Origin of the sequence: Kitasatospora sp. GP82 (assembly GCF_029892105.1) — a bacterium.
Lineage (GTDB): Bacteria > Actinomycetota > Actinomycetes > Streptomycetales > Streptomycetaceae > Kitasatospora.
In genome coordinates this window covers 27,803-42,598 of sequence record NZ_JARZAJ010000027.1, presented here as the reverse complement: position 1 = coordinate 42,598, position 14,796 = coordinate 27,803, and the positions used below count along the sequence as shown (strand labels likewise).

Annotated in this window: 10 protein-coding genes; 3 read left to right on the top strand and 7 right to left on the bottom strand. The window is 73.4% G+C overall.

All coding sequences use genetic code 11. The annotated features are described in order from the left end of the window. Positions 1-18 precede the first annotated feature (18 nt). From P3T39_RS25495 to P3T39_RS25485, 3 genes are all read right to left on the bottom strand, one after another. Positions 19-774: an allophanate hydrolase subunit 1 gene (locus P3T39_RS25495; protein ID WP_280701275.1), complete on the bottom strand. Its 756-nt coding sequence runs from the start codon at positions 772-774 to the stop codon at positions 19-21. A gap of 160 nt (positions 775-934) precedes the next feature. Continuing rightward, entirely contained in the window at positions 935-1,711 is a 777-nt protein-coding gene (locus P3T39_RS25490; RefSeq protein ID WP_280701274.1) for a 5-oxoprolinase subunit PxpA, read from the bottom strand. A gap of 361 nt (positions 1,712-2,072) precedes the next feature. Beyond that, positions 2,073-2,633, bottom strand: a complete 561-nt coding sequence (locus P3T39_RS25485; RefSeq protein ID WP_280701273.1) for a hypothetical protein — start codon at positions 2,631-2,633, stop codon at positions 2,073-2,075. 179 nt (positions 2,634-2,812) lie between these two features. On the opposite strand from P3T39_RS25485, the gene P3T39_RS25480 reads away from it, so the two are divergent. The 3 genes from P3T39_RS25480 (at position 2,813) to P3T39_RS25470 (ending at position 10,198) form a co-directional block, all read left to right on the top strand. Continuing rightward, positions 2,813-4,336, top strand: a complete 1,524-nt coding sequence (locus tag P3T39_RS25480; protein WP_280701322.1) for a hypothetical protein — start codon at positions 2,813-2,815, stop codon at positions 4,334-4,336. A gap of 250 nt (positions 4,337-4,586) precedes the next feature. Next, entirely contained in the window at positions 4,587-5,459 is an 873-nt protein-coding gene (locus P3T39_RS25475; protein ID WP_280701272.1) for a hypothetical protein, read from the top strand. 167 nt (positions 5,460-5,626) lie between these two features. Then, complete coding sequence (locus P3T39_RS25470) at positions 5,627-10,198, top strand: hypothetical protein (protein WP_280701271.1); 4,572 nt, start codon at positions 5,627-5,629, stop codon at positions 10,196-10,198. A 198-nt stretch (positions 10,199-10,396) separates the two neighbouring features. Here P3T39_RS25470 and P3T39_RS25465 read toward each other — a convergent pair whose 3' ends face one another. The 4 genes from P3T39_RS25465 to P3T39_RS25450 form a co-directional block, all read right to left on the bottom strand. Beyond that, positions 10,397-11,068: a sigma-70 family RNA polymerase sigma factor gene (locus P3T39_RS25465; RefSeq protein ID WP_280701270.1), complete on the bottom strand. Its 672-nt coding sequence runs from the start codon at positions 11,066-11,068 to the stop codon at positions 10,397-10,399. A gap of 348 nt (positions 11,069-11,416) precedes the next feature. Beyond that, positions 11,417-12,652 (bottom strand): MFS transporter, encoded by a 1,236-nt coding sequence (locus P3T39_RS25460; RefSeq protein ID WP_280701269.1) that lies wholly within the window; start codon positions 12,650-12,652, stop codon positions 11,417-11,419. Further along, positions 12,649-13,668 (bottom strand): LLM class flavin-dependent oxidoreductase, encoded by a 1,020-nt coding sequence (locus tag P3T39_RS25455; protein WP_280701268.1) that lies wholly within the window; start codon positions 13,666-13,668, stop codon positions 12,649-12,651. The genes P3T39_RS25460 and P3T39_RS25455 overlap by 4 nt, the downstream gene beginning before the upstream one ends. 88 nt (positions 13,669-13,756) lie before the next feature. Continuing rightward, entirely contained in the window at positions 13,757-14,794 is a 1,038-nt protein-coding gene (locus tag P3T39_RS25450; RefSeq protein ID WP_280701267.1) for an FkbO/Hyg5 family chorismatase, read from the bottom strand. Between the last annotated feature and the right edge of the window lie 2 nt (positions 14,795-14,796).

Sequence of the window (14,796 nt, the reverse complement as noted above, 5' to 3'; positions counted from 1 at the left end):
CGCCTGCCCCCTCGCTGCTCAGTGCTGCTCTGACTGCCGGGCCGGGGGCAGACCGGCCCGGGCGTCCGGGGCGGGCGGATTGCGCTCGACGTCCCGGGCCGCCCGCGCGGCGGGCCCGAGGGCGGTGGGTCGGCCCGGGACGCCCAGGCTGCCCCGGGTGGGGGCGAACCGTACCCGGGTGCCCGGGGCCAGCAGGGCGGGTGGTTCGCGTTCGACGTCCCAGAGGGGGAGCGCGGTGCGACCGAGGAGCTGCCAGCCGCCGGGGGAGGGGCGCGGATAGACGCCGGTGAACGGGCCCGCCAGGGCTACGGCTCCCGCCGGGACGGAGCTGCGCGGGGTGGGCCGCCGGGGCACCTCGTACTGTCGGGACAGGCCGGTCAGGTAGCCGAAGCCCGGGGCGAAGCCGCAGAACGCCACCCGGTACTCGGGCTCGCTGTGGATGCGGACCGCCGCCTCCGTCGAGACGCCCCACAGTGCGGCCACCTCGGTCAGATCGGCCCCGTCGTAGACCGTCGGCACCTCGACCAGCGAGCCCTCTGCGGGTGGCCGCGGCGCCACCGCCAATCCGGTCAACTGCCGTAGCAGCGCGGGGCGGTCGGCGACACCGTCCAGCAGTACGGTCCGGGCGGCGGGGACGATCTCGGTGATCTCGGGAAGCTCGCCCCGGCGTGCCAGCAGTTCGGTGTAGAGAGCGGTCGCCCGCTCGATGCCGTCGGTCTCCACGAGGACGGCATCCTCGCCGACCTGACGCAGCGTCAATCCTTCTGCCGTCATCCGCCACCTCCTGCCATCATCCGCGATCCCGGGCCATCGCCCGTGATCCCCGGGGCCATCCCCTGCCATCCCCCGCCGGGCTCCGCCATCCCCTGCCATCATCCGCCGGGCGCCGCCGCCGAGTTGCCTCTCGGTGTCCCGGTTGCGCGCCGAGGTCTCGTCAGGAGAACGGTTCGACCCGTACGCCCGCCGAGGCCAGCGCCCCGCGAACCCGCCAGGCGAGCTGCGCCGCGCCCGGGGTGTCACCGTGGACACACAGTGAGCGGGCCTCGACAGCGACCGGTTCGCCGCCGACGGCGGTGACCAGGCCGTCCCTGGCGATGCCGACCGCGCGGGCGATCACCGACTCCGGGTCGTGCACCACGGCCTCCGGGTCGCGGCGCGGCACCAGCGTGCCCGCCCAGGTGTACGCCCGGTCGGCGAAAGCCTCGGCCACCACCGGGAGTCCGACCCCCTCGGCCACGGCCAGCAGCCGCGAGCCCGGCAGTCCGAGCACGGGCAGTGGTCCGTCGCACACCGCCCCGGCCCGCAGCACTCCGGCGACCACCGCCTCGGCCTGCTCCGAGTCACCGGCCACCTTGTTGTAGAGGGCGCCGTGCGGTTTGACGTACGAGACCCGGGAGCCGGCCGCGCGGGCGAAGACCTGGAGGGCGCCGATCTGGTACGCGATCTCGTCGGCCAGCTCCTCCGGAGGGACGTCCATCGCACGGCGTCCAAAACCGGCCAGGTCACGGTAGGAGACCTGGGCGCCGATCCGCACTCCGCGCTCGGCGGCCAGCGCGCAGACCCGGCGCATGATCGACGGGTCGCCGGCGTGGAATCCGCAGGCCACGTTGGCGCTGGTCACCACGGAGAGCAGGGCCTCGTCGTCGGTCAGGCTCCAGCGTCCGAACCCCTCGCCGAGATCCGCATTGAGATCGATCACCGCATCGGCCACGCCACGCCCGCCTCCCGCGTCCTGCTGCTGCCGCGCCTGCCCACGCCCGCTGTTCGGGTTGATCGTAGGGCCTGGCCGGTGGCCCGGGTGAACCTGACCCGTAGCAGGAGCGCGCACCGTCCGGTGCGCGCTCCCTCGAGTGGCGGAACGTTTCACGGAACAAGCCCTCGTGCTGCACCGGAGTCTGTCCGGCCGGGGTTCTCCGTCGGCGGTCACCGTGCACTGCCGCAGGGATGTGCGGAACCGTGCGGGCAACTCTGTAAGCAGGGAGAGGATTTGCCGCCGGGTTCCCGCGCCCGGACGCGGTGCGGGGCCGACCGCATGCCCGGAGGGCGGCGCCCGGAGAGCACCGCCCGCGGGGTCAGGCTGCCAGCGGACTTTCACCCCGCGGCGCAGTGGCCCGCTCCAACCGCTGGATCCCGCGCAGCACGATCAGCAGGGGAACCACGCCCACCACGCCGAACGACATATCGACAAAGCGCCAGTACAGCGGAATACCCCGCAGTGGCCCGCAGATCAGCGCCAGCGGAATGATCCCGGCGCAGGCGATCATGGCCCACCTGATCACCCAGACATTGCGGACCGGATCCTGCAGCGGTCCCCAGAACGCCACCGCGATCACCAGGTGTGCGAAGGCGAGCCAGTCGGTGCCGTAGGCGAGGAAGGGGTAGCGCGTGTTGGTGTCGGCCAGCCCGTCGCGCACCCGCTCCGCCCAGGCCGTCGTCTCCGGGAAGGCGCGGCCCAGTGGCGAGCCGCCCACCAGCTCCGCCAGCCAGCGGGACTCGCTCTCCAGCGGGAAGGCGGTCAGTCCGCTGAGCACCAGGCAGACCACGAAGATCCACAACCACGTCCTGACGCGTCGCAGCTCGGCCGCGCCCTGCGCCGGACCCCGATCGTCCGACGCACCCCGATCGTCCGTCATCCTCGTGCACCCCCAGGTCGAAGGAGCGGCCCGGGCCTGCTCCCCGGTCGCTCGGTCCCTGACTCTAGGCCTGGAATTGAACACGTTCAACATTGGGCCGAGCCCCTGGGAACCGGGACAAGCGGGCTCGTTTCGGACCTTGTGGGTGCGAACCTCTAATCTTGTCCCCCGTGACCGCCATCGCAGATCAGAGCGCCGAGTACGAGTTCCGGCCGCCCGCCGCAGCCACCCGGCCCGCCCCGGGCCCGGCCGCCGACGAAGGACTCGCCCGTCGGCTCAAGGCGCTGGCCTGCACCGCCCCGCTGCACGACCTCGACAACCGCAAGGTCAACCTGGCCGGCGAGTACAGCTCGTACACCATGGCCGAGGTCGGCCTGGCCGTCATCGACCTGGTCACGCTCAACATGGACTTCGACACCGGGGCCGACCGGGACGCCGTGCTCGCCCGTCTGCTGCCCCGGGCCGCCGCACAGAACCCCGGCCGCGCCGCCGCCGAGCACGAGCGGGTCGCCCGCTGGGTGCTGGAGTCGCTGATCAACGTCGGCAGCGTCGACCGGGGCTTCCGCGCCGTCTACGGCACCTTCGGCGCCGACGGCGAGTACGTCCGCCGGGACTACGACTTCAAGCTGATCGAGGAGGTCCCGGGCCTCGACGGCGGCGTCTACCTGCGCACCACGGACGAGGCGGTCAACGTCCTGGTCGGCGCGCTCGACACCGATGTGACGTCCGCTCAGATCGCCGCCGAGGTCAAGCTGGAGGTGCTGATCCGTCGCGGCCGTCTGGCCGACGCCCAGCTCGCCGCCGAGCAGGCCCGCTACCGCACCGTCCAGTACGCCGAGACGCTGCGCCGCGCCCTGGAGGCCACCCGGCGCAACGTCCGCGCGGTGGACTGGATGCAGGCCATCCCCGATCTGATCGACGAGGCCCTCGACCACATCGCCGACCGCTACCGGCACGAGAACGCGATCCTCACCAACATCCGCAAGGCCCGGGACGAGACGGAGGAGCCGGAGCACAAGCGCCGCGCCGCCGAGCTGGTCGACATCGTCAAGGACTGCATCCGGCGCCACACCCAGTTGCAGACCCGCCTGCTGGAGGCAGGCCCGCTGTTCCGTGCCGAGCAGGACCGTCAGGCCTTCGCCACGCCCGGTTCGTGCAGTGGTATCGACCTCTACGGCCAGCTGCTCGCCCCGCTGCTCGGCCTTCCGATAACCGAGGCGATCCGGCCGACCGACGCCTTCTTCGCCCGGGGCGCCGGTCTGCGCACGCCGGTCTCCGTGCGCGTCGCCGACCTGGTGGACCTGCTGCTCACCCCGCCCGTCGAGCGCGAGCACCTCGGCGCCGAGCTGCCCGACCCCGACCTGGTCGCCACACCCGACGACAGCCGCTTCTCCGAGGCCCAGCTGGAGGCCGCGCTGGAGCTGCTCGACCTCCCCGCCGACGCTCCCCGGCGCCTCTCCGGCCTGCTCGCCGAGGCCCGCCACCAGGACCCGGAACTGCCGTACCTGGTCGCCCTGCTCGCCGTGCACGCCGCCAGCCCGCCGGTCGGCACGGCCTACCGGCAGGGCGAGGAGCGCCTGCTCTTCGCCGTGGACGACGGCACCCGGCTGGACGACCCCGAGTTCGGCGGCGCCGACCTGATCGTCGGCAGCGCCCTGCTGGACGCCATCGGCATGGCGGCCGACCGCAAGGACGCAAAGTGACGACGCCGGCCCCCCGCCACGGACGCGGGGAACTGCGCGAGCCGGCGGGCGCCGGACGTTCAGCCGGGGCAGGAGAGCACTCGGCACCTCGCGTTCTCCCGTGGAGCGGGTGCCACTTGCCCGCCGGGCGACGGTGCGGCGTCGGTGTCCTCCGCTTGGCGCGGTTCCGCGTGCCCCTTGGGAGTTGCCCCCAGCCCCCGAGCTCATGTACTTCAGGCCACCCCCGCACCGTCCGCAAGGAGCACCGCCCGTGATCACTCACCCTGACGCGTCCTGGGCGCCCGAACCCGAGCCCGCCCCGGCCCCGATCACCCCCGCCGACGTGGCCGACGCCGCCCGGCTGGTCTCCTTCGGCCTCCAGGCCAAGCTGCTCCCGGCCCGTGACGCCGAGTACGCCGAGCTGATCCGCCGTCACCGGGAGGATCCGGCCTTCGCCCGGCTCGCGGACGCGGTGGCCACCGGTATGGGCCTGGTCGTCCTGGAGGTCTCGCCGCGCGCGGGCATGGCCGTCGCCGCCGCCGAGGACTCCGTCTTCGCCGTCCGGATGGGCGACTACTCCCGCCGGGCCTCCTCCGAGTCCACCGACCGCTTCCTGCACGGCCTGGCCCACCTGGCCGTGGCCGCGATGGCCTTCCCGCGTCCCGAGGATCTTGCCGACGACGGCTACCTCGGCCGGGTCAGCGTCAACGGTGTGGACGCCTTCGTCCGGCAGGCCTGCCGAAGGCTCGAACAGCAGGCCGAGGCCGAGGGTGCCAACACCGACCCGGCCAGCGATGCACCAGGACTGGAGTCCGCCTGGCGGGTCTGGGCCCGCCGCAGCGCCACCGGTGCCACCAAGGACGCCCGCCGCCTGGCCGGTTCCACCATCGGCATCGTCTCCAAGGCCGTGCTCTTCCTGGTCGACTCCGGCTTCCTGCAGAAGGTCTCCGACGACTCCGGCGGCACCTACCGCACCACCGCGCGCTACCAGCTCCAGGTCCGCGACCTGGCGGGCAGCGCCGCCATGGCCGAGCTGCTCGACCTCGGCGTGGTCGCCGTCGGCGACGGCGCCGCGACGCTGCTGCCCGCCGACCACAGCGAGGACCTGGTTGCGGACGCCGGCCTGCCCTTCCACGCCCTCTGAGCAGCCACCCCGCCCAGCTGCTCCGCCCAGCCCCGCTGAGCAGCTACGCTGTCCAGCCCCTCCGTCCAAGTCCGCCGCCCAGATCCTGAGTTCAGCTCAGCCCCAGCACCCTGTTCAGCCCAGCCCCAGCGCTCTGATCAGCTCAGCTCCAGGAGAAACCGCACCTCATGTACGAGCTCAACCGGGTCCGCCTCTACTCGATCGGACCGGCCGGCGCCCGCTACGCCGACACCGTGCTCGACCTGCGCGGGGTCGGCGAGCCGGTGCCCGAGCCCGCGCCGCAGCAGATCGGTCTGTTCGGCGAGGACCCGGACGGCCCGCAGCGCCGCCCCGCGCCCGCCGGTGTGCTCTTCCTGGAGAACGGCGGCGGCAAGTCCGTCCTGCTCAAGCTGATCTTCTCGGTGATGCTGCCAGGGCACCGCAACACCCTCGGTGGCGCCAGCTCCGGTGTGCTGCGCAAGTTCCTGCTCGCCGACGACTGCGGGCACGTCGCCCTGGAGTGGCAGCACACCGTCACCGGTGAGCTGATCGTGGTCGGCAAGGTCAGCGAGTGGCGCGGCCGTCAGGTCTCCTCCGACCCGCGCAAGTTCGCCGAGCTCTGGTACTCCTTCCGTCCGGGACCCGGCCTGACCCTGGACTCGCTCCCCGTCGCCGAGCGGATCAACCTGGCCGACCAGAAGGCCCGGGGGCGGCGCCGCACCATGAAGGGCTTCCGCGACGCCCTCACCGAGACCGGCAAGGCCCACCCCTACCTCGACCTCACCTTCGAGGACGGCCACGACCGCTGGACGGAACACCTCGGCGAGCTCGGCCTCGACCCCGAACTCTTCCGCTACCAGCGGGAGATGAACGCCGACGAGGGCGAGGCGGCCGGTCTCTTCGCGGTCAAGCACGACTCCGACTTCACCGACCTGCTGCTGCGGGCGGTCACCGACACCCGCGACACCGACGGCCTCGCCGACCTCGTCCACGGCTTCGCCGCCAAGCTCGGCCGCCGGGCCGAACTCACCGCCGAACGCGACTTCACCGCAGGCTCGCTCGATCTGCTCCAGCGCATCGTCGACTGCACCACCGCCCGCGAGAGTGTCCGCGAGACCCACCGCACCGCCGAGCGCCGCACCCGCCGCCTCGCCCACGCCCTCGCCGCCCGGGCCGGTGCCGAACGCGACCGCGCCCACGACCTGGCCGTCGAGGTCGCCGCCGCCGCGAGCGCCGTCACCGCCGCCGAGACCGACCGCACCAGGCACTCGCTGATCGTCGCCGAACTGACCCACCGGCACGCCACCCTGGGCCTCGCCGCCGCCACCACCGAGGCCGCCGCCCTGCGCCGCGAACTCACCGAGGCCCGCACCCTGCACTCCGCCTGGCAGGCAGCCGAGGCCGTCCTGCGCCACCGCGCCGCCGCCGACCGGGTCGCCCGCGTCGCCGCCGCGATCCGCGAGGCCGAACTGGACGCCGCCCCCGCGCTCGCCGCGCGGGCCAAGGCCGCAGGCGCCCTGGCCCGCGCGCTGGAGACCGCCGCCGTCGCCGCCGAGACCCGCGCCGACCAGGAGGAGCTGCGCGCCGAGGAGTTGCAGAGCCACGGCTCCGCCGCCCAGGCCGAGGCCACCGCCGCCGCGACCGCCGCCCAGAAGGCCAGGAGCGAGGAGGAGCACCTGCGCCAGCGCCTCGCCGAGGTCGAGCAGGAGACCCAGGCCGCCGTCGAGGCCGGCTGGATCGACGCCGACGCGGACGCCGCGATCAACGGTCAGGCCGACCCCGCCCGCGCCGCCCTGCACGCCGCCGACGCCGAGAAGGCCGCCACCGCAGCGCTGGAGAAGGCCCGCGCCACCGCCGAACAGTCCGCCGTCCGGGTCCGCGAGGCAGCCTCCCTGGAGGCCAAGGCCGAACTGGCCGCCGCCCGCGCCAGCGACGCCCTCGGGGCCACCCGGCGCGCGCTCGCCGCCGAGCAGCGCACTGCCGCACAGCTCGCCGCCGAACCCCGGCTCGCCGACCTGCTCTCCCTCACCCCCTACCAGGACGGCGCCGAGGAAGAGGAGGGCTTCCTCACCCCCGCCGTCCTCGACGTCACCGCCGACGACCTGCGCGAACAGCTCGACCAGGCCATCGCCACCGCCGAGCGCACCCTCTTCGACCTGCGTACCGCCGCTGCCGACGACTCCCGGATCCTCGCTGCCCTCGGCGACGGTGGCCTGCTGCCGCCCGGCCCCGACGTGCTCGCAACCGTCGAGTACCTCGGCGAGCACGGCATCCCCGCCCTGCCGGGCTGGCGCTACCTCGCCCAGTCCGTCGACCCGGCCGACCACGACGCGATCCTGGCTGCCCGTCCCGAGCTGGTCGACGGCGTCGTCGTCACCGACCCCAGCTCGCTCGACCGGGCCCGCGAGGCGCTCCAGGCCGCCGCCCTGCTGCCCCGCTCCACCGTCGCCGTCGGCACCGCCGCGTCGTTGGTAGCCCCGATCGCCGACGAGCCCGCGTTCTTCCTCGTGCCGCCAAACCCGGCCATGCACGACGAGCGCGCCGCCGACGACGAGCGCCGTGAACTGCGCGGCCGCGCCACCGCCCGCGAGGAGCACATCCGCGAACTCGCCGCCCGCCTCGGCCACGACCGCGCCCTCGCCGCCCGCCTGGCCTCCTGGCACGCCAGCTGCCCGCCCGGCACCCTCGGCGAACTCACCGAAGCCGTCGCGGCCGCCGCCCTCGCCGCCGAGACCGCCGGCGCCGAACTCGCCACCCTGCGCGCCGAACACACCGAGGCCGAGACCGACCACACCGCCGCGGCCACCGCCCACGAGGAGCGCCGCGAGGCCGCCCAGCGCGCCCGACGCCGCGCCGACGCGCTGGCCGGTCTGGCCTTCCGCCTGCGCGAGCGCGCCAACTGGGCCCGCCGCCGGCGCGAACTCACCGAGGACGCCGCCGAGTGCGAGCGCCGTCAGGCCGTCTGCGCCGAACGCGCCCGCACCTGCGATGAGGACCGCCGTGCCGCCCAGCGCGCCGCCGACGACGCCCGCCGCACCGCGCGCACCCTGCGTGCCGAACGCGCCGAGATCTCCGCCGGTACCGAGATCGACGAGCCCGACCTGGCCCCCGCCTCGCTGCCCGCCCTGCGCGAGGCGTACCGGGCGGCCTCCCAGCTGTACGAGAAGGTCGGCGTCGGCGCCGATCTGCGTGCCGAACAGGCCCGCGCCGAGGGCGACGAGGCCGCCGCCGCCACCGAACTCGACCGGCTCACCAACAAGGTCCGCACCCGCGCCGAGGAACTGCTCTCCAGCCCCGACGGTGCCGACGGCCCCGCCCGCCAGGCGGCAGTATCCCGGGCCGAGGAACTCGTCGCCACCATCGAGGCCCGCAGCCAGGCCGCCAGCGAGCAACTCGGCCGCCTGCGCGGCGAAGCCGAGCGCTCAGCCCCCGCCGACGGCGCCGAGGCCCACACCGAGCTGCCCGAGGACCTCGTCCCGACCGACCCCGAGCACGCCCAGAGTCTGCTGCGCACCGCCACCTCGCTGCTCGCCGAGCGCCGCGAGCAGGTCGAGACGGCACGCCTGGAGTGCGCCGACCTCCAGCGAACCCTGGACGCCGCGCAGAGCGCCGCCGCCGACTTCGACGAGGCCGCGGCCCAGCTCCGCGACGGTCTGCGCGACAACCCCGAGGAGCCCGAGCAGAGTTCGGAGCCCTACCTCGGCAGCCTCACCGAGGCCCGCGCCGCCGCCACCGACACCCGCCGTACGCTGCGCGCCGCCGCCACCGAGCTGACCGCCGCCGAACTCGCCGTCCGCGACGCCGCCGACGCGCTCATCCGGCACGCCAACGCGGCCCGTTACGAGGCCGTCCGTACCCCCGCCCGCCAGCAGATCCGCGAACTGCCCGCCGCCGCCCTGCCCGACCACGCCGCCGCCTGGGCCACCGCCTTCGCGCCCCGACTGCGTGTCCTCACCGACGAGTTGGCGCAGTTGGAACGCAACCGGGGCAGCATCGTGGACCGACTGCGCGGCCTGGTGGAGAGCTCGCTCACCACCCTGCGCGCCGCCCAGCGGCTCTCCCGCCTCCCCGAGGGCCTGGGGGAGTGGTCGGGGCAGGAGTTCCTGCGGATCCGCTTCGAGGACCCGGACCACGCCGTACTGGTCGAGCGCCTCGGCGAGGTCATCGACGAGGCCACCCGGGCCGCCGTCAAGAAGAACAGCGACCTGCGCCGCGACGGAATGTCCCTGCTGCTGCGCGGGGTTGCCGCCGCGATCGGCCCCAGGGGCGTCAGCGTGGAGATCCTCAAGCCGGACGCGGTGCTGCGCGCCGAGCGCGTCGGCGTCGGCCAGATGTCCGACGTCTTCTCCGGCGGCCAGCTGCTCACCGCGGCCATCGCCCTCTACTGCACGATGGCCGCACTGCGGGCCAACGACCGGGGCCAGTCCCAACTGCGCCACGCCGGAACGCTCTTCCTGGACAACCCGATCGGCCGTGCCAACGCCACCTACCTGCTGGAGCTCCAGCGCGCGGTCGCGGACGCCCTCGGGGTCCAGCTGATCTACACCACCGGCCTGTTCGACACCACCGCGCTGGCGGAGTTCCCGCTGGTCATCCGCCTGCGCAACGACGCCGACCTGCGGGCCGGGCTGAAGTACATCTCGGTGGAGGAACACCTGCGCCCCGGTCTCCCGGCCCCGCAGGACCCGGAAGGACCGGCCATCCACGGCGAGATCACCGCCACCCGGATGTTCAAGCGCCCGGCGGAGGCGAGCGTCTGAGCCTCAGACCGACCGGCAGTAGGGAGCGCCGCTCCTTGACCCGCGCTCCCCATTGCCGGTCGGTCCTGGACCCCCCGATCGCCGGAGGGTCCAAGGGCCTGGCCGGCAGAGTCACCGGCCAGGCCCTCCTGGGTGCCGCGTTCCGACGGCTGTCTTCCGGGAGGACGACTGCCGTCGGGAGGCGAAAAGCCCGGCCGGCTACGCCGCCTGGTTCATGACCTGGGCCAGCTTCGACATTCCTCGAGAGGTGTGGGACTTGACCGCCCCGACGGAGATCCCCATGATCTCGGCGATCTCGGCTTCCTTGAGGCCGTGCCAGTAGCGCAGGACCAGGGCCTGTCGCTGACGGTCCGACAGCGCCTGCAGGGCGGTGAGAACCCGGCGGCGGTCGTCCCGCTGGATCACGGACAGTTCGGCGGAGCAGACGCTCTCCTCGGCCGGTTCGGGGTGTCGTAACGCATGTCGGTCGACAACTCGCAGGTGGCGCAGCCGCATACGGGAGAGATTGAGCACGGTGTTCCGGAGGTAGCAGGAGGCCGAGTCCGGAGTCTGGAGGGTGCTCCAACGCCGGTGCAGTTGGCAGAAGGCCTCGGCGGCCACGTCCTCGGCCTCCTCCTGGCCGAGGCCGAGGGCCGTGGCGAGCCGTACCAGCCCGGGGAAGTGCCGGTCGAAGAGTGCGACCAGGACGCTGTCCCGCTCGGCCGCGTGGGGTTCTGTCGCTGCGCTGTTCTTGTCGAGGCGGAGGGCGTCCGCCTGCTGGACGGTCAGGGGCCAGTGTTGTCCGAGGTCCTGCGCTGACCGTCTGGAGAGCTTCGGTGCCCACCGGGATGCGGTGGGCTTCAGCTTCGAGGGAGCCGAGAGTACGGGCATCGTTCCATCCTCACGTCGGTTGTCCGGAGCAGGTTGGCAGCCTGGGTGGATCGGCTGTCCGCCGTCATGGGGCAAGTCGGCAGCCCACCAGGCTTGGTGGCGAGGGTGAGCAGAGCGGGACGGTGCGAAGAGGGAGCGGGGCCGGGGCATGACGATTGCCGGGCGCGCACGAAGCAGTGCGCTCCCTCGGGACGCTTCTGGGGGCCGGCCGGAGCGGGGGCCACGGGTGGTGGCGGACCCGGAGTCGGGTGGCCGCCCGTGGCCCCCGCCGGGCAGGGTCGGTCGTCGGTCGTTGGTCGTCGCTCGTTGGTCGTTGGTCGTCGGTCGTCGGTCCGAGCGCGGGAGCCCTCAGGAGTGCGTGGCCGTCAGCGCCCGATGGCGGCTGTTGGCGACTGATACGGCGCCGATCACGGCGGCGGTCACCATGACCACTCCGAAGAGTGTGGTGCTCGTGGTCATGCCGATGCCGTCGCTCAGATAGCCCACGATGACCGGGAGTACCCCGGCGGGGAGGTAGCCGCCCACGTTGAGGGCTGCGTTGGCCTCTGCCAGGCGGCCGGCGGCGACACCGGAGCCGAGCAGGGAGAGGCCGCCGAGCTGGCTCATCCCCTGCCCCGCGCCGGCCAGCAGGGCGGCGGCGAACAGCGACACGACCGAGGAGGCGAGCACGGCGACGACGGTCGCCGCCATCCCGGCCGCCGTACAGACTCCGGCGGTGACCAGGACGGTACGGACCCGCCCGCGCCGCATCGCGAACTGGACCGCCGCGCCCGTCCAGAACATCACGAAGGCCGTGGCACCGGCCACGATGCGGTCGGTGGTGCCGAGCAGCCCCGCCAGCAGCGAGGGGCCCATGGCGAGTACGAACGACGTCCCGGTCATGCCCGGTGCGAAGACGGCCAGGCCGAGCAGCAGATGGGGGCGGTTGGCCCGGGGCACGGAGGGCAGCCGCACCCAGGGCAGCTCGGCGGCCGGTCCTGTGCTGCGCCGTGGCAGGCGCAGCACCACGGCCAGGGCCGAGACCAGGAAGGCGAGTTCGATGAGGAAGACCGTCACCGTGGGCCACGGCAGCAGCTCCGACACCAGCCCGGAGAGCAGTGGTCCGGTACCCACACCGACCACCATGGCCACCGAGCCCACCAGCGCGGCGAACCTCTTCTGCGTGGGCCCGGCAGTCTCGGACACGGCTGCCATTCCGGCGGACACCATCGCGCCCACCGCGAGCCCGGTCAGGACGCGGGCGGCCAGCAGGGCCGCCACGCTGGCCGCCGTCGCGTAGATCACGCAGGCGACGGCCGCCAGCAGCAGCGCGGGGATCAGCACCGGCCTGCGGCCGATCCGGTCGGAGGCGACGCCTGCCACCGCCAGTGCGGCCAGCAGCCCGACGATGTACGCGGCGAAGACGACCGTCAGAGTCCCGGTGGAGAAGCCGAGCCGGTGCCGCCACACCACCAGGAGGGGAGTGGGGACGTTGGAGAGGATGAAGACCGCCGTCACCGGCCAGGCCGTCAGCCAGACGCGTGCCCGTGCGGCGGCCTCCCGGCCCCCGCTGGGGGCCGGGACCACGGTGCTGTCCGTTGTCATCCCACACCGACGGGCTGTGACAGCGGCCGGCGCAGGGACGGGAGCAGTTCCCCGGCGATCCGGTGCATGGCGGCTCGGTAGCTCTCCTCGCCCAGATCCGAGGTTGCCAGCCGGAACACGACGTGGCGGGCGCCGGCGTCGAGGTAGCCCTGCACCCACTCGGCAACCTGCCGGGCGGTGCCGCCGTAGATGCCCTGGGTGGTTCGCATGGTGGGCAGGTCCAGCCGGTAGTACGAGCCGACGAAGTCCTGGAGGGTGCGTTCGGCCCGTTCGGCGTCCTCGTCGACGGCGATCGTCAGATAGACCGCGGGGGTCACCTCCTCGGCGGTGCGGCCCGCCTCGGCTGCGGCCTCCTGGACCTTCGTCCAGCCCTCCGCGAACTCGGCCGCGGTGGTGCTGGTCGGCATCCAGCCTGCGTAGCCGGTGCCGGCCCGGCGCAGCGCGAAGTCGGTGGCACCGGCCAGCCAGAGCGCCGGGCCGCCGGGCCGCTCGGGTACCGGGAGCAGCACGACGTCGTCGATCCTGTGGTACTTGCCGCGGTAGGAGACCGGCTTGCCCTGTGAGGTCCACAGCAGGCGGCAGATCTCGGCGGTCTCGGCGAGCCGGCCGACCCGCTCCTTGAACGGCACGCCGTAGGCGGTGAATTCGGCCTCGGTGGCGGCGGAGCGGAAACCCGCGCCGACTCCGGCCACCAGGCGTCCACCGGAGAGCCGGTCGAGACAGGCGAGTTCATGGGCGAGCTGGACGGGGGAGCGGAGCGGGAGCAGGACGGCCGTGCCCAGCTCCACGCGTGCGGTGACGGCGGAGGCCGCCGCCAGCGCGAGCAGTGGGTCCATCCGTGAGCGGGCCAGCGGGGACTCCCCGGCCCAGATCGAGTCGTAACCCGACTCCTCTGCGAGTGCCGACAGCCCGGCCAGATGCCGGGCGTAGTGGTTCTGTGCGATCACTGTCTCCCGGCCGGGGAGTACCACGCCGAATCTCGGCCCGTCGGTCGTGGTGGCTGCGCGGTGCGGCATGACTCCTCAATTCCCGAGCTGTGAAGCGGTGTTGTCCGGCACTGTGTCGGCGCCGGGCCGGACCGGACGGTGTCGTCCGGTCCGGCGGTCACCAGGTGGGGTCGGGGACGATGCCCTCGATCTCGACCAGCAGGTCGGAGCGGCAGACATCGGCGTGCAGATAGGCGATGCCGGCCCGGGCCGAGAACGCCTCGGCGCACTTGGCGCGGACGATCGGCAGGTGCTCCGGATGGCGTACGTAGACCTTGAGGGAGTCCAGGTCCGTCAGCTCGTAGCCGTGGTCCAGGCCGCTGCGGGAGAGGTTGGCCGAGCCGATGAGCTCCGCGATGTTCTCCAGGGTCACCTTGCACTGCTGGTCGACATCACCCGCGTGGACGGTCTCGTGGCCGAGGATGCTGGCCGTGCCGGACACGAAGAGCGTGCCACGGTCCTCGGCGGAGCCCGGCAGGAGGCGGGTGGCGCGCGCGAAGCTCGGCGGCTTGGGCCCGTACTCCTGCGGGTAGTGGTAGGCGGGTGTCTGCCGGTGGTTCTCGATGTGCCGGACGGCTCCGCTCCGGCAGGCCAGGAACGCGAATCCGATGCCGGTGCCGTGCATTCCGATGCCGGTGGCGGCGGGCATGCGGCCGGTGCCGTCGCCGTAGGAGGCGAAGGCTTCGGCCCGTCCGGCGACGAAGTCCCGGTAGATCTCCACTCCTTCGGCGTTGTTCCCGTTGATCGCGCCGACGAAGTTCCACATCCGGAAGATGTGCGGGTAGCCCAGCTCGTCGATCAGCCGGAAGGCCGACTCGTAGGCTGAGCGGGAGTGGTGCTGGTAGACCCCGAACTCCGGTATGTGGCCGATGCAGTAGAGGTACTCGCCGTCGTGGGCGAAGGCCAGTCCGTGGTCGGTGCCGTGCTCGGGGCGGGAGTCGGTGGTCCATACCTCCTGGACGGTGTCGAACCCGGGGGAGGCGGTGCGGATTCCCAGCTCCGGGTGGCCGTCGGGGTGGAGGGCGGCGAAGGAGCGCGTGCCGAAGGTCATCGCGCCGAGGACGTGCCGCCCCTCGGGGGCGGCGTAGTCGGTGCCGAGACCGCGTAATTCGGAGCGGAGGCCGCGCGCGCTCGCGCGGTCGGTGTCCGTTCTCAAGG

What these genes read in the sequence shown, in the direction of transcription:
- P3T39_RS25495 (WP_280701275.1), bottom strand. Translation starts at nt 774, where the DNA reads ATGACGGCAGAAGGATTGACGCTGCGTCAGGTCGGCGAGGATGCCGTC.
- P3T39_RS25465 (WP_280701270.1), bottom strand. Translation starts at nt 11,068, where the DNA reads ATGCCCGTACTCTCGGCTCCCTCGAAGCTGAAGCCCACCGCATCCCGG.
- P3T39_RS25485 (WP_280701273.1), bottom strand. Translation starts at nt 2,633, where the DNA reads ATGACGGACGATCGGGGTGCGTCGGACGATCGGGGTCCGGCGCAGGGC.
- P3T39_RS25460 (WP_280701269.1), bottom strand. Translation starts at nt 12,652, where the DNA reads ATGACAACGGACAGCACCGTGGTCCCGGCCCCCAGCGGGGGCCGGGAG.
- P3T39_RS25470 (WP_280701271.1), top strand. Translation starts at nt 5,627, where the DNA reads ATGTACGAGCTCAACCGGGTCCGCCTCTACTCGATCGGACCGGCCGGC.
- P3T39_RS25455 (WP_280701268.1), bottom strand. Translation starts at nt 13,668, where the DNA reads ATGCCGCACCGCGCAGCCACCACGACCGACGGGCCGAGATTCGGCGTG.